The following is a 22,906-nucleotide window of genomic DNA, read 5'->3' as shown; positions in this document are numbered from 1 at the left end:
TTTAGAAGGAAGTTAGATTCATCAGGGGCCGACAACATGAAGAACGAAAAGTGGTTAGATGTCACCGAGTATGCGCTGCTCGCGGGATCGGGGGTCGGCTCCATTGCCGCGATCGCAACGCAGCAAATTGCCTACAGTGCTGCGCCCATTTCGTTTCTGATGCTTCTGAATGTGGTCAACCGTCATCGGCTGGATGAACAGGTACAAAATCGACTGAATAACAATGTTGTCCAGCTCGATCAACGGATCAATAAACAATTAGAAATTCTCGATCGGCGAATTCAAGGACTTCCCACCTTTTGGGACTTGGCCAACCTGCGCAAAACGGTGATGCAGAAAAATCGGGCCAACCTCAACGCGCTGCATGAACAGTTATCCTATCGCCTCGATATTCTGGAAGGTCACCATGTCGGTGAAGTCAAACAAACGGTAGAAGATCTCCAAACCGAGCAAACCCGCTTGATGGCAGCGATCGAGCGAGTGACCGCCGGACTCCATCGCACCGCGACGGTGGAACAGTTGCAAGAATCCCAAAAAGATGTGCTCCAGTTGCAGGTGAATATGGACTCCCTGCGGGGCGACGTGAATGAAATTGCCAAAGCCTATAAACCCAGCACGCTGAAAGTGCTGCAAGGCCAGATTGACTATCTCAGTCGGCGGTTTAACACCATGCCCAACCCGATCGACACCGCCACCCTGAAGCAAGACGTGGACAGCCTCCTGCAATTTGTGACCGATCTGGTGCCCCGGCGGGAATGGATGCGCTTGGTGGAAGAAATTACGCAATTGCGGCTACAACAGGTCAAGCTAGATGAAAATGTGGGGCCGTTGCGCGTCACCAGCAAAATTTTGCGCCAGCAAGTGATGACGTTAACCGCGATCGTCCGTAGCAACGAACAAGAAGCGCATCAATCCCGTCAGCCGCAGCCCAACCAACTGCTTGCCCTTGAGGAATTGAAAACCGCGATCGCTGCGATCGAAAAGCAACTGGACAATACGGCTTCAGAAGCAGATTTGGTCCAGTTACAGAGCCAACTGGATACCCTCGTTGCCCAGCATCTCGAGCCGATTCAGCAAGAGCTCAATAGCCTGCATCGCTCTACCCATCAGTTAGACCACCAGCAAAAAAATATGGGGAGCTGGATGACTCGGCTCCCGGAAATGCTGGATTTTAGTGCACTACAAAACCAGATGCGTCATTTAGCCGATCGCATGGATCACCAAGAAGCACAATTGGAAGAATTGGGCAGTCAACTGGTGGCCGTCAGCGATCAAACCCTTCAGGAGAGCTTACCTAAACTAGATTACGAATTGGTGTTTGATGTGCAGGCCAAAGGCGAGGCCGGTCGAGAACAGGCGTCCAACAGTCGGGCGTTGATCGAAACAGCCCTGGAAACAGCCCAATCCCGTTTAATTATTGTTTTTCCCTACCCCGATCGGGCTTTCTTTGATAGCGCTTTACTGCATCAGTTTCGGGGCTTCCTGGAACGCGGTGGCAAACTCGATATCGGCTGGGGCTATCTCAATGATGCTCAACATAGTCATTCACCGCGTTATATCCACCAACGGCCTACCGCCAATCCGGCGGATAAGTCGTTCTTACAAAACACGTTGAGTCAACTCACCCAACTCAAACGGAAATATCCCCAACAATTCCGGTTTAAAGTTCTGGGAACGGACGAAAATTTCCTGGTTTGCGATCGACAATATGCCCTGCTAGGATTCCACCCGATTGCAACCCGCAGTGTGGTGTTTCCCAAGGTTGCGGTCGGGTTGCGCACCACGGCGGCGGAAGTGATGCAAGGGTTGATCGATCGCTTTGAAAATCCAGTCCTGGCTGAAAATGATACTGATGCTTATTTCAATCGCGCCTTAACTCGCTACGAATTGGATGATAAACAGGGTGCCATTTTGGATTACACCCAAGTGATTCAAATGAATGCCGATCACGATGTCGCCTATAACAATCGTGGTCTCGTGCGCTATGAGTTGGGCAATAAGGAAGGGGCGATCGCGGATTTGAATCGAGCGATTTTGATTAATCCCTGTAACAGTTTGGCCTACTGCAATCGCGGGGTGATTCGGGCGGAATTGGGCAATCCCATGGGCGCGATCGAAGATTATAGCTACGCCATCCACGCCGATTTCAACTGCACGCCCGCCTATTTCCAGCGGGGGCTCGTGCGGTTCCAGATGGGGAACAAGATGGGTGCGGTGGAAGACTTCAGCGAAGTAATTCGGCTGAATGATCAAGAGGCTTCCGCCTATTTCTACCGAGGCATGGCAAGGACAAAATTAGGCGATCGCATTAGTGCCATTCGCGATCTCAAAGAAGCCGCTCGCTTGTTTAATGCCCAAGGTAATCAAACCAGCCATCAGCAGTCTCTCACCGCGATCGCGCAATTGCAAAAATCCCTCGTGATTGATGGCCACGGAGAGGGCGCAGCACGCACCAGTTAGGAAGTTGGCTGTTTCTAAGAGTAGCTATTTAAGCGGTATTTAAGTGGCTACTTAAGCGGCTACTTAAGCGGCTATTTCTTAAGTAGCTATTTAAGTGGCTATTTCCCAGAAAAATACAGGCGTTCCTTTGCCTTGGGGGAATCCTTGACATAGTACTCCGTTGTCCAAGAATCATTGGGGACTAGATAGCGAGAGGACACTGTTTCTGCGGTGCGATTCACCTGCATCCAGTAACGGGTATAGAAATGGTTGAACAATCGCATAAATTCCCCAAGGTAAATATCTGCAACCCGCGTATCTCCTTGGATGAGCAGCATATTTTCATCATTATTGCGGGTGGAGGCTTCGCTGAAGTTGGCGGAACCTGTAACAACTAAGGGATTTTTGCCCAAGGGATCAACCAACAGATATTTCGTATGGATAAATCGAACGTGGGTATTGAGCCCCGTTGTTTTTTCGTAGTTCCAACGATCGAGGATTTCGCCCGAAGGTTTATCTTCCTGATCGCGATTGTCTTTCATCACGCTCCCTACTGCGATGCGATTATCTTGATCTCGGCGTAAACTTTCTATGTCTCCTCCATCTTTTTCCAACAGGATATAGCGTAGATAATCTTTGTCCTGGGAGAGAATCGATTCCAGTTGATCGTTCACACCAAAAGCAGCAGTGAAGAAGATAGCGGATTTTGCGGTATCCATTTGCTGGGCATACCAATCCAGCGCTTCTAGGGACGATCGGGGGCTGAAGATGGGATGCATCTCACCGGACTTTAACTTTTTCTGGGGAACGGGGGTGCGATCGTCGTTGAGGGGGCGCAAGGCTTTGGCAGGGGTATCTTGGCTGAGGGCCGTCCAATAGTCGAGAAACTGGCTAGCAATCTTGGCATCCCGCACCACATGCCCCACGTTGGAATGGCCATACAGTCCGCCGTCGGTAATATTGGTTGAACCCGTCCAGACTTGTACAGGCTGCCCATCCTTCAGCAGCACAATAAATTTGTTATGGGCGATGTAACTGGAATTGGCCTGTCGAGGAATGGTTAGGGCTTCAATGCCTGCTTGGGCGATCGCTTTCCGATTGGCTTTGTTGGGATAATTTCCCTGATTTTCCTTGGCGTCGTAGACAATCTTGACCTCTGCCCCGGACTGGGCGGCGGCCCCAAAGGCTTGCAAAACGGGGAGGTGGTGAAACTCATAGAGCGCCGCTCGGAGACTGTAGCGCGACCCTTTTGCCTGGGCGATGAAGGCCAGCAGCGCTTCCACCAGCCCCCGCGACAACCATTGCCACGCCGCATCATTGGCCACTTGATCGGGTTTCTTGTTTTTGAACTTGCGGGCATAGGCTTGGGATCCGGCCACCCCTCGGTTGAAGTACACCACATGGGTTCCCTGGGCTTCGTCCTCCGTTTGGATGGTCAGTTCAACGGTTTCGGCGGGTTCTAGTTTTTTGGGTTTGCCCCGCATGGCGACAACGCGGTAGGTGTAGCGATGGTTGGGTTTGGCGGTGAAGTCCCCCCAGAGAAAGGCTTGGATGGGATGTTCTAAGCTGGAGACTAAGCTCCCGGTGGGAACGCCGGGGTCGGTTTCTTCAAAGGTCTTAAAGCCCTTGAGCCAGTAGCGTTCATCTTCGGTGTGGTCAATGCGTTCGATCGCGAAGCCGAGAACCCCTTTGACCGCGCTTTTTGGCATGTTCATGCCCAACAGGACGACGTAGGAACCGGCGATCGCCTGTACGGAAAGACCCGAAGTTTTTGCCTGTTGTCTCATAAACGCCTCGGTAATGCTGGGGGAATTTTTCGAGTTTGTGGAGTGAATCACCAGATCGCCCTTTAGTTGTATCACTCCTACTTCGTATGCGATCGCGCCTGTCCCCAAAACCGGGATTTTCCAAAAACCGGGATTTTCTGAAAATCCCGGTTTTGAAGCGCGATCGCCCTTACTCCGTTGCCCGATCGCGCTCCATCATGCTGATGTATTTCCAATCGGAACCGAGGACGGGAATGGGAGGACTCCAACGCACGCGATCGCTAAATCGCAAAACGTGTAACTGATTAATCGCTGACTGCACTTCTTCGCGAGTGCCGAGTAAATAAAATTGCAACGGTTTCTGTTCCGGATCGATCGCGCGATCGGAATCGTCAAAGCCAATAAACATGGGATTTCTCCTAGGTGTAGGGGTGGGAAGAAATCCCAAAAATTAAAGCCACCCTTTTGCGCAGGACAAGTAGGGTGGCCCGATCGAATGTTACAATCCGTGTCAGACCGCCTAGCTGCCTAGAACAGCTTGGGGTTTAGCTACCCTTTGTTGCTTGGAACCAACGCTGGGTAGCGCTTTAATTTTTGGGGTCATAGCTGATCAATCGGGACTTAAAAAACACGGTTGCAGTCAGCTATGAAAAACAAGCCTAGGGGTAAACTGGGGCGCTGTCAACTGTTTTGCAATTGTTTGCAATCCTGTGATGTTTAGCAACATTGCAGCCTAGGCTCCGACAACGTTTGACTAGGCTGCGGCAACGGTTAACGGAGCAACGTGTGGAGCAGTTGGGCGAGGTCCTGGGGCCGGGGGGACGCTGGGAGATATTCAACCACACCCCGATCGTCCTGCGGTACACCATCCTCCGCAGCATTTTCGATCGCTGTGGGTTGACCCAGTACCACGATCGGGAGGTCTGCAAACTCTGCGATTTGCCGAATGAAGGGAATGGCGGTGGACACCGGGGCGGAGGCTTGCCCTGCAATTGTTAGTTCTTCCAACTGCTTCAGAGCCACAACCAGAAGTGCTGGAGGACTGTGCTGGGCTTGTGCGATCGCGGCCTGTTGCGTTTGGCACCAGAAAACGCGATAGCCTTTCGCCTCTAAATAGTTGACGATCGTGCTTTCTGGGCCATGGGCTTTTGACCAGAGCAAGATGCGCTTTTCTTGCTGAGTGTCCGGAGTTGCGCCAGAAACTGACCGAGATCTTTGGCGATTAGAGGCTTCGCGAGCCGCATCACTAGATAACTCCTCCTCCGTTGCAGTTGGTGTATAGGGTAGTTCGATCGCAAAGCAACTCCCGACTCCCACTTCGCTGGTCAGTCTAACGGTGCCGCCATGGAGTTCCACAATGCGCTTCACCAAGGCCAACCCTAAACCTGTGCCGGTTTGTTGGCGATTGAGGGCACTGTCCACCTGAACAAACGGCTGGAAGAGTTTGGCAATATCAGCCTTGGTAATTCCGATACCCGTATCGATTACGGCGATTTTGAGCGATCGGGGTGCAGTCTCATCGTTCACAGTCTCATCATTTACCGTAGCATTATTCACAGACCCGTCATTTACATTAACGTTTAAATTTACATCAACGTTTGCATTTATATCAACATTTGCATTCAATGAACTGTCATTAATCTCTAGACTTTCATCAAGTCTTAGGTGAGGATCGAAATCAATCACGGGACAGGTAACCTCCAGGGTGACGCAGCCCCCCGGCAGGGTAAACTTCACGGCATTCGTGAGTAAATTAATCAGCGCCTGAAGGATCCGGCGTTCGTCCAACCAAATCTGAGGCAAATCTTTCGGACAATGGAGAACTAATTGAATCTCCTTTTTTAACGCCTGTTGTTTCACAAAGGTCAGACTGCTCTGGCACAGGGAATGAATCGAGGCCGGCTGACGATCGATGGTCATTTGACCAGATTCAATTTTAGCGACATCTAAAATGTCATTAATCAAATCCAAGAGATGAACTCCACTATGTTCGATCGTGCGGAGTGCCCGTATCTGTTTTTCATTAACAGGGCCAAAGATTTCATCCTGGAGCCCTTCTGTCATCCCCAACACAGCATTGAGCGGTGTCCGCAGTTCATGGCTCATATTGGCCAGAAATTCGTCCTTGTGGCGCGTGGCCCGATCGAGTTCTGCGTTGGTCATTTGGAGTTGTTCGTTGGCTCGCTGGAGTTGCTCCTCCGCAGTCTTCCGTTCCGTCACATCTCGGGAAACCGACAACACTTGGCAGGGCTGACCATCCTCATCCAAAACCGGTGTAACAACCACATCCCACCATTTAGGGGTTCCCTTCGCCGTGGGACAAAAGCCCTGAAAGCGGAAAGCATCCCCCGATCGTCCCGCAATCATTGCACGCTCTACATAGGGGCGAAAATCCTGCGGCCACAGACTCATCCAGTCCTGTCCAAGCACATCCTCCGCACTATCCAGTTCCAAGAGACAAACGCCCCCTGCATTGAGATAGATCAGTTCCCCCTCCAGGCTAATCACCTTAATACAATCGCTACTGCTTTCAATGAGCCGTCGCCGAAATTCTTCGCTTTTGCGTAATTCTAGTTCTGCTTGTTTGCGGTCAGTAATATCCTGGGCAGACCCAATGATAACCTTCACCAGCCCTTCACTATCCCGCAGAAACACAGCATCTCGGGTGTAGAACCAACGCCAATCGCCATTGACATGTCTAAGACGGTATTCCGTGGTTCGAACTTCGTTATCCTGGATAAATTGCATTTGCTGCAAGTGATGCAGGATGTAGTCCTGATCCTCGGGATGGAGCAGTTGGGGAAGCAACTGGTCGCCCATGGCTGTGATGGCCGCTGGCGAATAGCCTAAAGTACTTGCCACTTCGCGGTTGACATAGATGTTGCGGTGTTCCTGAATGTCATACAAATACAGAATATGGGGGGAGGTATCTGCAATTTGTTGAATAAAATGCTGGCTCTCGGCTAAGGCGATTTCTACTTGTTTCCGATCGCTCACATCCACCGCATAGCCCACAATTTCGATCGGTTCCCCTTGGGCATCACGCACCAACCGCAATCCCAACTGGAACCAGAGATAATGCCCTGCCCGATGGCGAAAACGATATTCCAGAACATGGGAGTTACTATCCCACAACTGCTCCAGATCCGCAGCCAGCCGCGTTGCATCCTCTGGATGGAGATAGCGCTTCCAAACCTTAGCCTCCACCATCAACGCATCAGGTTCATAGCCCAAAATTTCACGCAGGTTATCATTCACCAACGTCACAGTTTGAGCTCCCCCCGGCTGAAGGGTAAAAATAATAGCGGGACTGGCCGATAGAAGAAATTGTAGGCGTTCCTTTAATTGCAGGTTTTCGGCTTCGGCTTGTTTCTGCGCAGTGATGTCAAGATTCAGCCCAATCATTTTTTGGGGAATGCCTTCTGCATTGCGTAAAACAGTTCCATAGGCTTGGACATAGCGAATCGTACGATCGGGGAGCACAACGCGAAACTGGGGATTATAGACCGCATTCCCTCGCAGGGCTTGATTCAGCATTTCCACTGTGGCCGCACGATCGTCGGGATGCAGGCAACTCACCCAAATTTGGTAGGGTAACTCGGTGGTTGCAGCTTGATCGATACCGTACATTTCGTACATTCGATCGTCCCAAAATGCGATATCGCTCGTAATATCCCAATCCCAACACCCCACGGCTCCTGATGTTAAGGCAAGTTTCAGGCGTTCCGAGAGGGCTTGCAATTCAGCCGTGCGTCGCGCAACCTGGGCTTCAAGTTCTTGATTCAGTTGTTGCAGTTTTTGCTCAGCTTCCTGTTGTACAGCTTCGGCGGCTTTGCGATCGGTGATATCCACAGAAACGCCTCGAATCCGCACCGGATCTCCTGTTGCATTGCAACTCAGAGACCCCCGCGATGACAGCCAGCGGATGCTCCCATCCTGAAGCTGAATTCTAAAGTCCACCTGAAAGGGGAGATCTTGTTCGATCGTTGCATTCAGCGCGATCGTCATCTTCGCGCGATCGTCGGGATGAATGGATTCCTGCCATTGCGAGGCTGGCACCGTCGTTTGGGTGTCTGGATAGTCCATCAATCGCGCCATTTGCGGTGAAATAAAACAGGTATTGGCTGGTAATACCAAATCCCACGTTCCTATGCCACTTGCCTCGATCGCCAAGCGGTGGAATTCTTCACTCCGGCGCAGGGACTCCTGACTATTGCGCAGCAACACTTCCGATTGTTTGCGATCGGTGATGTCGTTAGCACAGCCCAGCAAACGCACTAAATGCCCGTGATCGTCTAACACCGCCGTGAGTCGTACACTGACATAACGGAGTTCTCCCGATTGGGTGCGCACCCGCACTTCCGCTTCGTGGCTTCCGTTGGCCAGGAGCGGCCCCAAGACTTGAGTTCTGACATCCTCTGGATCGTCATAGAGAAATTCAACATTTTGCCCGATCGCCTCAGAAGCCGTGTAGCCGTATAACGTTTCTGCGGATTGGTTCCAACTGCAAATGGTTCCCATGCCATCTGTGGAAATGACGGCATCACTAATTTGATCCAGAGTTTGGGCCTGTAACCGTAAGGTGGCTTCAGTGCGTTTGGCCTGACTGAGATCTTGCCCTTCTGCAATCAGCAAACGGACTGCACCGGAAGCATCCAAAAGCGGTCTAAGGGAAAAATCAACGGCAATCACTTGGCGATCCCGATTTAACACTTCGATTTCCTGACGAAATGGTTCGCCTTGGCTGGCTTGGACGATCGCCGATCGAATTTGCTGGCGCAGGGTGGTGGAAATGTCCCACCAAGGGGTTTCCCAGAAGGGGCAATTGGCTACGGCCTCCCACGAAAGACCCTTCATCGCCAACGCGGCTTGATTGACTTCCAACAGATGCCCCTGCAAGTCCAAGATCCCCAGCAATTGAAAGCTGTGGTTAAAAATATCTCGAAATAGCCGCTCACTAGTTGCCAGAGCTTGGGTGCGTTCCTCAACTTGTTGTTCCAAGGAGGCATTGAGCGTTTGCAAGTTCTGGTAAAGCGTCGCCTGCTGAATGGCGATCGCCAATTGCACAGACAGTTGCTGCACCAAGTTCAGGTCGGAGTCTTCCCAAATACGTGCAGCGGTACATTCATGGGCCACCAACAAGCCCCACAGCGACGAGGGATCATCCTCGGGCAACAAAATGGGCACAACTAAGTTGGCTCTGACTTGGAACTGCTCCAGTAATTGCAGGTGGCATGGGGTTAAATCCGCGTCATAGATGTCATTAGCAACAAACATCTTGCCTTCACGGTAAGACAAGCCAACGATGGGATCCTGAAAACAAGTATCAGCCACCTGCTGTTGCAAACTGGGCAACCAGGGCGGAACCACCGATTCTGCAACCACGGTGCCCGACCAGTCTGGGTTGAATTGGTAAATGATGACCCGATCGGTGTGCAAAAATTGCCGCACCTCCAGCACGATCGCCTCCAACATCTCCTGCAATTGGAGGGACTGCCGAACCCGCAACGCAATATTGGCAATGATTGCTTGCTGTTGCTGGAAACGTTGCAATCGACGGGCTAGGGCAAAACGATGGTAGACCTGCTGAACTGAAGTCACAAAGGCAGTCTGTGTCAGATCGGTTTTAATCAAATAGTCAGCGATCCCCAACTGCATCGCCTGAATGATCCCAGGTTCATCCTTCGGGTCAGTGAGCATGATGACTGGCAGAGGGTTTTGGACGGGATGCCCCTCCAGTCTTTGCAAAAATTCCAAACTATTCCCGTCTGGGAAATTCCACGCCAGCACCACCACATCGGGCTGGTGGGCCTGCCACATTTCCAGTGCAGACACGAGGCTATTTGCTTCTATTACGTCGTAGGTGCGATCCCTGTGCGACTGGAGATACTGGCGATACGTTCTGCGATCGGCCTCACAAGCCTCAATCAACAATAATTTGATCGACGAAGTGGGGGGAAACGATGAAGAAGATGCGGTTGGCGATCGCATAGTCCAACAAGCCTTAAATAATTTGAACAGTTTTTGCAATTTTGAAAATATTGCTGAAATTGCGCACGAGGACTCAGCAAAAGCGGCCTTGGGGTAAACAGCACTCTCTTCAAGCCCACGGCAGCAACTTAGTCAGTATTTCAAAGAGAAATTTCAAAGAGAAACTTTAACGGTCATTCAATCTAGAAGTTGAATACTCTGCTAGCAAAGCAGTACTCAACAAGCTAGATTCATTCAAACTTGCAAGCTTCAGCTGACCAGTTTAGACCTACAAATTTAGACCTACAAATTTAGACTTACAAAGAAAGAATAAACCAACAGAGAAACAAGGGAGTAGATCCCTCAACAAAACACATTTTTCACAGTTTCTATAGTTTTAACTGTAACTTTTCAGAATCGCTCTATAAAATCACTCTATATGGATAAAAATTTTGGAATCCGAGGACAACACTAGAGGAAACACACTTTTTAGCATTCAGATATCGATTCTGATTCGGAGCTTACCCCTAATCAGATCAAACAACAAGCCATTAGAACCGATCATTTATACTAATGCAAGACTTTTCAGGAAAAGGTTCTAACTCAAAAATTCCAACTCGACAAACTGTCACTCAAGTATACACTTCAGCATAGATTAGATCAGCCAAAAAATCTCGCAATTTCCTAAAATCGCGCAGAAAATACATCAGAAAAACATATAGGAAACAGGGTTCCTCTCTACCAAGCTAATACATAATTAATAGGCGCATTGATTAATGTATCAATCAATGCATTCAGCGAAACAATTATCAGAAAACGATATAGAAAAACACAAGAATTGTCGCTGAGCTTATGAATCTTGATGGATGTATTTGGGTGATTTAATCCATAGCCTTTGACTAGTATGAATAGACTCATATCATTCGACTAATACCCATAGACTACCTCTAGACCGCCTCAGTCACGCCTGAAGGCTTTAGACTGGGAGAGAAAGGCTATCCCTGACAGGTTTCTATGGCTTCACCCATCCTTTATCTCGCAATTACGAACCATGGCTTCGGTCATGCGACAAGGGCAGCTGCGATCGCGGCAGAAATCAAAACGCTCAACCCCGAGATCACCATTATTTTGGCCACCACCGCCCCGCGATCGGTCTTGGAAGCCTACTTTCCGGGGGATTGGATTCATCGGCCCCGCGCCTTTGATGTGGGCGTAATTCAGGCAGATAGCTTGACCATGGATTTACCCGCCACGTTGGACAAGCTCAAAGAGATTCGCGCCCAAGCCCAAGCGTTGATTCGATCGGAGGCCAACTTTCTCAAGCAAAATCGCGTGGGATTGGTTTTGGGTGATATTCCGCCCCTCGCCGCCCCGATCGCCCAGGCAGCGGGCATTCCCTGCTGGATGATGGGTAATTTCGGCTGGGATTTTATCTACCGAGCTTGGGGAGATGAATACCCAGAATTCAACGACCTAGCGGACTGGATTGGCGATTGTTTTAGCCAAGCCGATCGCCTATTTCGCATGCCCTTCAGTGAACCGATGCCCGCCTTCAGTTCTACGATCGACGTAGGCTTAACAGGCGTCCTGTCGCGATTTACGCCAGAGGAAGTACAAGAAGCATTTAACCTAGGGGCAATCCCACAGGAAAAGATCGTTTTGCTAACCTTTGGGGGACTGGGTTTGAACCGAATTCCCTACGAGAATGTCAAGCATTTCCCAGACTATATCTTTATTTGTTTCGATTTGTCTGCGCCAGAATTACCAAACTTGATTCGTGTAGATGATCGATTCTATCGTCCGATCGACTTTGCAGCATTGGCGGGACGATTAATTTCCAAGCCGGGATACAGCACCTTTTCTGAAGCCTGCCGTTTTGATGTTCCCATCATCAGCATCACCCGCGAAGGCTTTGCCGAAGCCCCCATTTTGTTAGAGGGTATTCAGGACTACGCCCAGCACCAAATTGTCGAAGCAGAGGACTTTTTCACCGGGGATTGGAGCTTTCTGGCCCAACCGATGACGCCACCGCGCAAGGCGGAACCATTAGCGAAAGATGGGAATAAATCGATCGCCCAAGCTGTGGTTGATTATTTTCAAAGTTGATTGCGCAGACCAACCTGATTGCGCAGACCAACCTGATTGCGCAGACCAACCTGATTGATTAATGCAACCGATCCGAGCCCCCCTATCTCCTAAGCTATCTCCGACAAACTATCTTCTACAAAGCGGCTACGGCAGGAAAAAGGGGGGATTCATCAAAGCGGTAACTGGTGCAGGGCCATGTAGCTTAACAGCCAATTCGTCAGGGTTGCGCGGCGAGTTTTGCGGGGTACCAGTTCATTGACCTTATAGCCTTCAAACCCTAGTTGTTCCTTCAGCAACTGCTTATTCTCTGCGGGAATCGATCGGGTCAACTTCACCGTCGCCGGACGACTTTCAATGAAATCCGGCGGTTCGGGATAGGCTTCGCGCCAGTCTTCCGCCACCTGGGAATTGTCCCACTGGGCCGTGGCTGCATCAAAGCGATAGCCCAAGTAATACCAGACCAGTTGATTGGCCGTGGCATCTTCGATCGTGTCCCGTAGGATGCCCCAAAGGGTTTCGGCATTCAGGGGGGGTAGCTCAGTCATAGAATTTGTCAACTTTCTGTAACGATTTTGTTGCCAATATTCGTAGATTACAGGGCTACGGAGCGTCATGCATAGGATAAATTGAAATATTTGGGGATTTAAAATTCATTCCAGGAAGGTTGCGTAGGGAGGTTGTCATGAGTCAATCGGTGGTTTGTGTCCATGTGTGGATTTCGGGCCGGGTACAGGGCGTCGGCTATCGCTATTCAGCCAAGGCACAAGCCAATATTCTTGGACTAACGGGTTGGGTCAGAAACTTGCTCGATGGGCGCGTAGAAGCCGTTTTTCAGGGCGATCGTGCTCAAGTTGAGGCCATGCTGCGTTGGTGCCACCAGGGGCCACTCTCCGCCAAGGTGAACCAGGTTATTGTCAACGATGAAGCCCCCCAAGGCTTTGAAGGCTTCGAAATTCGCCGTTAACCCCGATCGAATCCCACGATCCCATCCGGCGGTTTGTGTAGGCACGGTTTCAACCGCCTTATGATGGTGATGAGGGCATTTTTCAGCCCTGCTAGCCATTTTTCTCCTTTTTGCAACCACCATGCCGATCGCCCAAATCCTGCAACAACGTCGCCAGAAACTCGCCAAGCTGGTGGATTTTCCAGTGCTCCTGTGGTCGGGCGATCGGCCATCCCGCAACTTTCCAGCCAATCAGTATCCCTTCCGCGCCAGTAGCCATTTTCTCTACTTTGCAGGCTTGCCCCTTCCCAACGCAGCGATTCACCTAGAGCATGGACGACTCACGCTGTTTATGGACGATGCGCCCCCGGCAGCGGCCCTCTGGCATGGCGAATCCCCCACGCGGGAACAGATCGCCGCTGAAATCGGAGCTGATGCCGCCTATCCCCTCACAGACCTGTTGCCCACGGAATTGCCCAACGCGCAGACGGTTCTGCAACCTTCCCAATGGACGATCGATGCGGCGACGATCGGACTCTGCAACGAACAGCGCAGCGACCAATGCTACATCCTCGATCGCAGCGTGAATGCGCCGAACTGCCCTGAAGATCGCGATCTGGCCTTAGCCCAGGCGATCGTGCAACTGCGGCTGTGTCAGGATGCCGCCGCGATCGCGGAAATGCGCCAAGCTGCTGCCGTCACCGTCCAAGCCCACAAAGCCGGGATGGCCGCCACCCGATCGGCCCAAACATTCGCCCAAACAGAAGCAGCGGTGCGGGCCGCCATGGAACAGGTGATTCTGACCCACAACATGACAACGGCCTACAACAGCATTGTCACGGTTCACGGCGAAGTCTTGCACAACGAGCATTATCACCATGTCCTGCAACCCCAGGATTTATTGCTGGCGGATGTGGGCGCGGAAACGGCGCAGGGTTGGGCGGCAGATGTGACACGCACCTGGCCAACGGCGGGCAAATTTTCACCGACGCAACGGGCGGTGTATGACGTGGTACTGGCGGCCCATGATGCGGCGATCGCAGCGGTCAAGCCGGGGGTTGAGTATCGCGACATTCACCTGCTGGCCTGTGTCACGTTGGCGACGGGACTGGTTGACCTGGGCATTCTGCGGGGCAAGCCGGAGGATTTGGTCGCAAGCGATGCCCATGCCCTATTTTTTCCCCATGGGGTGGGGCATTTGTTGGGGCTGGATGTCCATGATATGGAGGATTTGGGCGATTTGGCAGGCTATGCCCCAGGACGAAACCGCAGCGATCGCTTTGGCCTGGGATACCTGCGCTTAGATCGGCCTTTGCAAGCGGGCATGGTAGTCACGATCGAACCGGGTTTTTACCAAGTACCCGCGTTGTTGAAGGATTCCAGCCGTCGCGAACGATACGACGAGCAAGTCAATTGGGAGCGGTTAGCGGAGTTTGCCGATGTGCGCGGGATTCGGATTGAAGATGATGTGCTCGTAACAGATAGCGGTTCTGAAGTCCTCACGGCATCACTGCCAACAACGGTTGCGGAAATTGAAGCCTTACTCTCAATCTAAGCCTATTCATCTTGTTTGGAATGCTATTCATCTCCCTTCGCTAATCATTCCGTCAATGGGAAAGTTATCCATGAAAAAACTCTATCCAATCACTCTAGTTGTGTCTTTAGCGATCGGGTTGCCGACCCTACCCACCCTGCAACTCACCAGCCTTGCCCAAGAAGCTGCGCCCACTGCAACTCCATCCGTCTGGAAGCGGTTCACCTCGGAAACGGGTAAATTTAGCGTGCTGATGCCAGGAGAGGTGAAGGAACAGGCCGAGCGGGAGTTGCATTTGTTTGAAGTGGAGCGGACTCAAGAAGAGGTGCGCTATTCGGTGGCCTATGAAGATTTTGCGGTGGCCATTTATCAAACAACGGCAGAACTAGAAGACGCCTTTGCGGGATTGCGCCGCACGATCGCCCAGGAAAATGGCAAAATTTTGGCGGAAAGTCGCATGACGCTGAAAGGCTACCCCGGTATTGAGTTTAAACTGACCTTTCCAAAGGAAGGCTCGACGGGGCGGGCGCGGGTATTTATTGCAAAACAGCGGGTGTATACCTTGGTAGTCAAAACGAATCGGGAGAGAAATTTGACCCGCAGTGTGGATGGTTTTTTCCAGTCGTTTCAGATATTGGATTAGTGGTTGTTATGTCTTTGGTTCCAAGTAGCAATGGATCTCACCATCGCTTGTCGATCGCCCCGTTTTCTCGATAGGCTAATACCAAATCAACTTGTAATTGCCACACATAACGATCCCCCTAAATCCCCGCGCTACGCGCCGCTGCGCTAGAAATAAGGGGGACTTTGAGAAAATTTAGTCAAATTCCCCCCTTAATAAGAGGGGCTAGGGGGATCGGATCTGTAGCGGTAGTAAATCAATTTGGTATCAGTAAACTTCGTCGATCGAGATTCTTCACGCCTTCACTCCCTGTCACCTGTTGCATCCTCCATGAACATTCTCTGGCTCCTGCTCAAAGCCTCCTGGCAAAACGTCACGATCGCGATCCTGACGGGTTTAATTAGTGGCGGTTGCAGTGCGCAGTTAATTGCCTTGATTAACCAAGCGATCGCAGGAAAGTCAGTGTCGATCGGGCTGTTTATTGTCCTCACGCTACTATCTCTGTTGACCACGGTGATGGCGCAGTTTTTGCTGATCCGGTTGGCGCAAACTTCCATCTATCGGCTGCGACTTCGGTTGAGCCATGCCATTCTGACGACGCCCCTTTCCCAACTGGAAGCCCTCGGCCCCAGTAAGCTGCTGGCCGCACTGACGGAAGATGTGCAAACGATCGCCAATACCGTCTTTGCAATTCCCTTTCTCTGCGTGGACATTTCCATTATTGTGTCCTGCATGATTTATTTGGGATTCATTTCGATTCCTGTTTTTCTGGGGCTTTTGGTCTTCATGGCATTGTCGATCGTGAGTGTTCAGTATTTCCTAGGGCGAGCGAGGAAGTATTTAAAGCTGGCACGGGCGGAGGATGATTTTCTGTTTAAGCATTTCCGTACCTTGACCGATGGCATTAAGGAACTGAAACTGAGTTATGAGCGACGGCGATCGTTCATCAAACAGGATCTAGAAGCCAGTGCGCTGAATTCCAAACGCTACAATGTACAGGCATTGACGCTATTTTCCTTGGCGACGGGTTGGGGAAATTTACTCTTTTTTATGATTATTGGCATGGTGCTGTTTGCATTGCCAAAGTTGATTAATATTCCATCCAATACTCTGGCTGCTTTTATCTTGACATTGACGTTTTTGATGTTGCCGTTTCGGAATTTGTTGGAACGTCTGCCGTTGTTGTTTAAGGCAAATGTGGCGTTGCAGAAGGTGGAATATATGGGATTGACGCTGGAAAGTAATAAGGAAATTCCAGTCGCCCGCGACACCTTTGTCCCGACCCGACAGCTTGCCCCCCAGGAGATTCAGCTTGACCACATTGTCCATACCTACCGCACCGATCGGGATGAAGAGCCGTTCCGTCTAACGATTCCGGATTTGACCATTCCTGCGGGACAAATGGTGTTTATTGTGGGAGGGAATGGGAGTGGGAAGTCAACGCTGGCGAAATTATTGGTGGGATTGTATCGGGCGGAAACGGGCGCGGTGAAGTATGGTGGCGCAACCATTACTCCGGAAACGCTGAGTGCCTATCGGGAAAATTTTTCCGTTGTATTTGCAGATTTTCATTTGTTTGAACGGGTGGTGGGGCAGGAGAGTCACGATCTCGATCGCCAAGCCCAGGATTATTTAGAAAAATTGCAAATTGCCCACAAGGTGCAAGTGCAGGATGGATTGCTATCGACAACGGCATTGTCAACGGGACAACGGAAGCGATTGGCTTTGCTCCATGCCTATTTGGACGATCGACCAGTTTATTTATTCGATGAATGGGCTTCGGATCAAGATCCGGTATTTCGCGATTTGTTCTACAACCACATTTTGTTTGATCTGAAGCAACGGGGCAAAACGGTTCTGGTGATCAGCCATGACGATCGTTATTTCCATCTGGGCGATCGGATTATCAAGTTGGACTACGGTCAAATTGAGTATGACAAAGCGTTATAGCGTTCCTGTCCGCCTGGGGATTGGGTCAGCGGAAGGGCGGGCCATGCTGTTCCAGGCTCGATCGAGGTGGGAAGCGGGATCTCCGTGGAGTGAGGTGATTAATGATACCTCAATATTTTTTGCAATACGGATTGACAGAGCCTCTAGTTTCTCCGTAGGCTAGTTTCTCAAGCGAGTCCACGGACATCCTTCTTTCGAGTTACGGGTTGGTATGAAGCGTGGGGTCGCCGGGTTCCGAAAATTTAGGGCACTACCTGGGATTGCTGGAACAAGCCCAAGTAGCTATTCCCCCTCGCTGAGGAAGCAGCAAGGAGGCTTGTTGAGAATTTTAACATTCGATCGAGCCACTCTTGTTTGTGATGTCAAACGGGGTGGCTCTAAATTTTTGGGCTTCTTAAGACTGCCCTCATCCCCGGCCTTTCTCCCGCAGGAGAAGGGAGCAAGAGATCGGGTTCCCTCTACCTTTGGGAGAGGGTTAGGGTGAGGGCAAAGACTCACTACAAACAGGAGAAGCTCACAGTATGGCGAAAGGTTCTAGCGATCGGAGCGATCGTGAAGTTCAACACGAGAAGCAACGCTTACAGATTCACTTAATCGGTCACAAGGAGTTTGTGCAGGACACGATTAATCAATTCCATGCCCATCGGATCGCAGACAGGATTCACTGGAGTCAACCGATGAAGATCGTGCATTCCGACGGGCAATACATCAGCATCCTCAGTCGTGAACGGCTGCGTTAACGGTTAAAGCATCGGTGTCCGCAGGTTTGTTAATGCTCTCATGGACTGCGGACACTGCAATCTCAGGACACAATCTGCTGCGAGTAACAGTTGGTGACAAGCTTCCATAATAATTCACTTTTCTTAAACCAAATGGCTTATATCTCCCGATAAAATCAGGATAGCTTATGGGAAACGGAGGGAGATATACGGAAATTTTCGGGGTATCCACCCAAATCGGGGAGATATACGGAAAATTTCCGTATAATTTAGTTGTTAGCTGGCTTCGCTTTTTGGTGAAGATGGGACAAGGCAAAACGGTTGTGAGAAATTCCAGTTCAAAACTACTCTAGTTTTCTTTCGTGAATTCTTCGCAAAGGTATTGACTTGCAAAATGCCGAAGAATAAAATTCTTTTGACTGATTGGCTAAGTGATTTTTCTGATATACCTTGCCACATAAACTACCTGGGAGATGTCGAATGAGATTCAAGCTTGTTGGCTGTTTGTCTACTGCTTTCATCTATTGCATCAGTGTTAATTCAGTTGCTGCGATCGACATAATCTCTAAGCAGGGTTCTCAATCGACTCAAACGATCGCTTCTAATCCCGTGAGAATACTGGAACGCGAGCGCCGTAGACTGGAGCGTGAGCAACGTAAATGGGAACGTGAGCAACGCAATGAATTTCGACGACAACAACGCGAGCTGCGACGGCTAAAACGTCAACAAGAATTGGAGCGATTGGAGCAAAGGCAGAAAGAACTGGAGGCTGCTCGGCAAGCAGCGACTGAGGAACAGCGATTAGAGGCAGAACGTCGTCGTCAGCATTTTGAAAGTTTATCTCCAGAAGATAAGAAAGCGTACTTAGCTGAGCAGGAAGCCCGAAGAATTCAGGCTAATGATCGAGCTGCTGCACTTTTTGGACTGATGTCGATATTTCTTATAGGAGGCTCCGGTTCAAGCCAGCAAGCAGGAGACCGTTATGTTACGTGTTGGGAATATGGGCCTGATGGCTCCAATAGACCTTACGAAGTCCGAGTGAAAGCGGGTGAGCCTCGCCCTTGTTAAGTCGCCTGCTCTAACATCTTCACTTTTAGTTTTAAGTTTCATCAGCGTATTGAGAGAAAATCGGTAATTGCAGGAAATTGCGATCGTAGTTGAGAGATCTTGGTGGGGCAGCCAGCTAACCAGTCGTTGGAGCGGCGATCTGAGATTTTCTCGTCTACGTTTCAGTTCTTTCATCGCCGCTCAACTTAGTCGTTATGCTGACTGCCCAGAGAGAAAAACTCCCTTCCATTCTCTGTCTTTCCAGCATTTCAGCTTACGTTTCAGAACTCTGGCAATCACGATCGCTCCCATAATCGCATCATCAATGTTATTCGAGACTCGGCGCGAACTCATCGATCGAGAGGCTTTTGCAACATTGATCCGTTTGTTTTCCCAGCATTCGATCGAAGCTTTAGCAAAAGTAGTCAGCTCATTCACCCAGAAACCCGTCCGCAAAAGCAGCGATCGGGGTAATTGAGAGCGATCGTTCATTTCCTCCCTCATTTGTGGGATGCAAAGTTCGATCGGCTTTTCAGATTGTTTCATGGGCAGTCGTTTTCAGACAAAAATCTAGAAAAACTTCATGATTAGCCCCGCCTAGCCCGTCATCGCACCTGACTGGTGATGCTACACTGGTTCCAGCAAAATCAACTCGCAGCAGATGAACTTTGCGTTATACCGCTGAGTTCAATAGTTGAGACAGTCTTTGAAGCTTGTATGTCAGTTTTCATGATTGAGGGCAGATGATTTGCTGAACGAGAACGATGCTGAACTTTGGGAACGCTATCTGGGTATTGAAGCAAGAGTCTCAGTCAGAGTGCAAAGACAGCTTCAGACAGGATTACCAGCACAAATTTCTCATAACAGTAGAATAGTCTTCGTAACTTATGCCTATGCAGATCTTGAACTACCCAAAGAGTTTAGTATGATGTTTTGGGTTAACCGTAACGAGTGTGTACGTTCCAACGATCGTGATGATTGCACATCGCTTCGACCTCACCATCTCGCCAGTGTCATTCACGCAAAAAGCCGTGTTGTTGCAGTCACCCAACAAATGGCTGTACCATGGCCAATCGTACAGCACGGGTGGAAGACAGTATGTGTGATTGAATTCCCAGAGGGCGTTCCATCCATGATTGATGACTTACCTCAAGTATCTGAATGGGGTATATCACGACACATGGTTTGTCTATGTGATTACCCAACCTGGTCAGCTTTGGTTGATAGAGATCCTTGTTAGTTAATCATGGTAGAAAACCGCTGCCAAGCGCATAATTATTCCCATGGAAACCGATTTTCAAGCAAGGAGAAATTCGGCAAAATTCGCTCTAAATAAGCGGGAATTTAGGGGAATCTTATGGGTTGAAATGACCAGTTGATTGAGTATTGTCATGCTCCAAATGTCACTGAAAGGCCGATCGCTGGGAATAATGAGTTGGACTCAGATGATTTTAGCCAATAAACAATATGGATGCTAACCACCTCTCTTTAGGCTCCGTCTGGTACTCAATCGATCTTCCTGGTTACCGGGAGCATATAGAAGACTGTGCGACCTATTCTCCCTTTCCCTATGCATTTTTGCCAGAAGTGCCGACTGAACAATTTCAGGGCAACTTTGAGTGGCTCATTGAAGCACACCCTCCCTATCACGATACTAATCTTGCCATTTCCCAGGGGGAAACCGATATTACTCAAGGAGCATTGCCCTTACCCGCCCAAGTTGCAGTCATAGAAGAGAAAGCATCTGAGTTAGGGCTGAGATTGCCACCAGCCTGGGTGCAATTTCTGAAATCCGCAGAACTTTTTTGTCGTATCCGCTCAGTCACTTGCTGTTACTTTGAGTTAGGCGAAAGCTTTATTCCATTCCCGGTTGAACAAACTGGAGAAAACGGCTATTTAATGTTGTTTTTATCTGATTCCCAATCTTGTATTCTCTGGTATCTTTATATCAATCCAGCCGGTGAACATTGCATCATTAGTAGCAATCGTCGTCTCTACCCTGGTATTTTTGAAGATGAGCAAACAGAAAAAGAAAACTTAGGTGAAGATTGGGATGAAGAGTGGGATGCCATCCACTTCCATTTCTGTGCTTCTAGCTTTGAGGAATTCATTTATCGATTTTGGGTTGAGAATGAAATTTGGTTCAAAGTACAACCGCCACGTCGATTTGCACCTCATAGAGAAGACCCGCTTTTAGCAGCGCAACAGGCTTACGCTGAACACTATCTTAGCCCAGTGCAGTACCAGGGAAAACTGCGGCGGCAAATTCGGCAAATGATCACACAAACCCCGATGTCACCTTGGCAGCTCGTGGCTCAACTAGACTTCATGATGCTAGACTCCGTGGGGTATGGAAGAGGCAGTGATGATATTTTATTAATTAACAGTACATCACGTCAGGTTTACGATGGTCTTACAGGAAATCAATTGGCAGAAGTCAGGCATGATGATACTGATGATTCTTGGTTTGATCCTGTAACTTTATCTGCCACCGGAATTGGGCCATTGCAAGATCAAGCGATCGCCATGTCGGGAACAGATACAGACATCCAAAGAGGAGAATTTAGGCACTATACCGAGGATGGCTTTGTCCTTTGGAAGATTTCACCCACTTGGCCAGATTATCGCATCCTGCTTTCACCCCCTAATGCAAGCTTGCAGGAGAATCTGGAGCAGTTTATCCAAGTTGCCCAGTGCTATGATGCAGCCGTTTGTGGATTTTCTCCAACGGGCCAGAGCTTTGTTGTAGTAAACACCAAGAAACTCTTGATTTTCTCACGACCCCCACAACGCTGATATAAAGTGGTAGATTGCCGCTAGAGTAAAGGATAAGTTGGCCAATTAAGAGGAATATAGCGGCATGGTTTTATATGAGCAATCATGATGAGTGCGAAGCGCTTTCGTTCATGATTACTACTCGTAGAATCGGGTTGATGAGGGAATTTAACCCTCCCCTCCCACACCACCCATCGTGCGGGTCCGCAATGGGCGGATCAGGTCGATGCACAGACAACACTGATGACTTAAGCGTAACCTTGGGCTTTCTTCCAAAGTTGCTTAATCAATAGTCCGGACAGATTTATGGAGCCAAAGCCCTGTAGTGGAGCAGGCTATACCTAATTCATGCAACTTTTATAGGAATATGGCTTTAAATCTTTACATCCAGTGTGTTAGTACTTATTTTCCTTATTAGGAGATTAGGCAAAAATGAATCTCACACCATTACTCAATAAAGCTTTAAAGTCAGAAGAGCTTATTGATTTATTTGAATATAACGATGTATCTGTAGTGTATAAATATGATCGCCACCAAGAATGTGAAGAAGATGAATACAGAGCCAGTATCAAGAGCTTAGGGCTTGAGTTCCTATTTGACGAGAATCAGATGTTAAGTACGTTATTTATTTACGTAACAGATCAGAACGGATTTTCAGCGGCTAAACCTGATGAATATGGGGTGTCAAACTTCGGTTCAATTGCTCTTGCACAGCAATATGCAGAAGAAAAAAGGATGAAATTTGAAAATGGGAAAGCAAGGTTTCGGGGTGAAGAAAGAGAATGGATTCGATTTGAGTATGAAACTTATAGTGTCCACTATGAGTTTCGTGACTCAATACTCAGTTTAATCACTTTACAGCGGGTGCCCGCATAAGGCCATGCACACCGACCGCCGAAAGTGAATCGCTATGATGCAAAGGTTATCTGCGGCGGGTGATGGCAACGTTCTACAGTTTTGAATGACATTGCAATCTTGCACAACAGGATAGGTTGCAGCTTAGATCCATACCCCAAATGTTAATGATCCTTTGAGCTTTGGGCATGTTTTTTA

General features: G+C 49.5%; 15 protein-coding genes. 10 read left to right on the top strand and 5 right to left on the bottom strand.

Annotated elements, in window-relative coordinates:
• The first annotated feature begins 36 nt into the window (after window positions 1-36).
• Window positions 37-2,460 (top strand): tetratricopeptide repeat protein, encoded by a 2,424-nt coding sequence (locus H6G21_RS10190; RefSeq protein ID WP_190573298.1) that lies wholly within the window; start codon window positions 37-39, stop codon window positions 2,458-2,460.
• Between the two features lie 98 nt (window positions 2,461-2,558).
• On the opposite strand, the gene H6G21_RS10185 is transcribed toward H6G21_RS10190, so the two are convergent.
• From H6G21_RS10185 to H6G21_RS10175, 3 genes are all read right to left on the bottom strand, one after another.
• Window positions 2,559-4,301: a phospholipase D-like domain-containing protein gene (locus H6G21_RS10185; protein WP_190573297.1), complete on the bottom strand. Its 1,743-nt coding sequence runs from the start codon at window positions 4,299-4,301 to the stop codon at window positions 2,559-2,561.
• 94 nt (window positions 4,302-4,395) lie between these two features.
• Window positions 4,396-4,614, bottom strand: a complete 219-nt coding sequence (locus H6G21_RS10180; RefSeq protein ID WP_190573296.1) for a hypothetical protein — start codon at window positions 4,612-4,614, stop codon at window positions 4,396-4,398.
• A 362-nt stretch (window positions 4,615-4,976) separates the two neighbouring features.
• A complete protein-coding gene (locus H6G21_RS10175; protein WP_190573295.1) occupies window positions 4,977-10,196 on the bottom strand; it encodes a PAS domain S-box protein in 5,220 nt (1,739 codons plus the stop codon).
• 993 nt (window positions 10,197-11,189) lie between these two features.
• On the opposite strand from H6G21_RS10175, the gene H6G21_RS10170 reads away from it, so the two are divergent.
• Window positions 11,190-12,281: a glycosyl transferase gene (locus H6G21_RS10170; protein WP_190573294.1), complete on the top strand. Its 1,092-nt coding sequence runs from the start codon at window positions 11,190-11,192 to the stop codon at window positions 12,279-12,281.
• A gap of 152 nt (window positions 12,282-12,433) precedes the next feature.
• Here the strand turns inward: H6G21_RS10170 and H6G21_RS10165 are convergent, their stop codons facing one another.
• The gene (locus tag H6G21_RS10165) at window positions 12,434-12,808 is read right to left on the bottom strand and encodes a DUF1823 family protein (protein ID WP_190573293.1); all 375 of its coding nucleotides are present in this window, start codon (window positions 12,806-12,808) and stop codon (window positions 12,434-12,436) included.
• A gap of 137 nt (window positions 12,809-12,945) precedes the next feature.
• Between H6G21_RS10165 and H6G21_RS10160 the strand changes: the two genes are divergently transcribed.
• The 6 genes from H6G21_RS10160 (at window position 12,946) to H6G21_RS10135 (ending at window position 19,099) form a co-directional block, all read left to right on the top strand.
• Window positions 12,946-13,227 carry an acylphosphatase gene (locus H6G21_RS10160; protein ID WP_190573292.1) on the top strand — a complete coding sequence of 94 codons (282 nt, stop codon included), beginning with the start codon at window positions 12,946-12,948 and terminating at the stop codon, window positions 13,225-13,227.
• Between the two features lie 121 nt (window positions 13,228-13,348).
• The gene (locus H6G21_RS10155) at window positions 13,349-14,761 is read left to right on the top strand and encodes an aminopeptidase P family protein (protein WP_190573291.1); all 1,413 of its coding nucleotides are present in this window, start codon (window positions 13,349-13,351) and stop codon (window positions 14,759-14,761) included.
• A 70-nt stretch (window positions 14,762-14,831) separates the two neighbouring features.
• On the top strand, window positions 14,832-15,383 hold the full coding sequence (locus tag H6G21_RS10150) for a hypothetical protein (protein ID WP_190573290.1): 552 nt from the start codon (window positions 14,832-14,834) through the stop codon (window positions 15,381-15,383).
• A 309-nt stretch (window positions 15,384-15,692) separates the two neighbouring features.
• The gene (locus tag H6G21_RS10145) at window positions 15,693-17,312 is read left to right on the top strand and encodes a cyclic peptide export ABC transporter (RefSeq protein WP_190573289.1); all 1,620 of its coding nucleotides are present in this window, start codon (window positions 15,693-15,695) and stop codon (window positions 17,310-17,312) included.
• Window positions 17,313-17,833: 521 nt separating this feature from the next.
• Complete coding sequence (locus H6G21_RS10140; protein WP_190569303.1) at window positions 17,834-18,052, top strand: hypothetical protein; 219 nt, start codon at window positions 17,834-17,836, stop codon at window positions 18,050-18,052.
• A 459-nt stretch (window positions 18,053-18,511) separates the two neighbouring features.
• A complete protein-coding gene (locus H6G21_RS10135) occupies window positions 18,512-19,099 on the top strand; it encodes a hypothetical protein (RefSeq protein ID WP_190573288.1) in 588 nt (195 codons plus the stop codon).
• 192 nt (window positions 19,100-19,291) lie between these two features.
• Here H6G21_RS10135 and H6G21_RS10130 read toward each other — a convergent pair whose 3' ends face one another.
• Window positions 19,292-19,570, bottom strand: a complete 279-nt coding sequence (locus tag H6G21_RS10130) for a hypothetical protein (RefSeq protein WP_190573287.1) — start codon at window positions 19,568-19,570, stop codon at window positions 19,292-19,294.
• 1,209 nt (window positions 19,571-20,779) lie between these two features.
• Between H6G21_RS10130 and H6G21_RS10125 the strand changes: the two genes are divergently transcribed.
• Together H6G21_RS10125 and H6G21_RS10120 are read left to right on the top strand one after the other, a co-directional pair.
• Window positions 20,780-21,874 (top strand): hypothetical protein, encoded by a 1,095-nt coding sequence (locus tag H6G21_RS10125; protein WP_190573286.1) that lies wholly within the window; start codon window positions 20,780-20,782, stop codon window positions 21,872-21,874.
• Window positions 21,875-22,285: 411 nt separating this feature from the next.
• Window positions 22,286-22,729 carry a hypothetical protein gene (locus H6G21_RS10120; protein ID WP_190573285.1) on the top strand — a complete coding sequence of 148 codons (444 nt, stop codon included), beginning with the start codon at window positions 22,286-22,288 and terminating at the stop codon, window positions 22,727-22,729.
• Window positions 22,730-22,906 lie beyond the last annotated feature (177 nt).

Origin of the sequence: Alkalinema sp. FACHB-956 (assembly GCF_014697025.1) — a bacterium.
Classification (GTDB): domain Bacteria; phylum Cyanobacteriota; class Cyanobacteriia; order Leptolyngbyales; family Leptolyngbyaceae; genus Alkalinema.
This window is presented reverse-complemented; position numbering and strand designations above follow the sequence as displayed.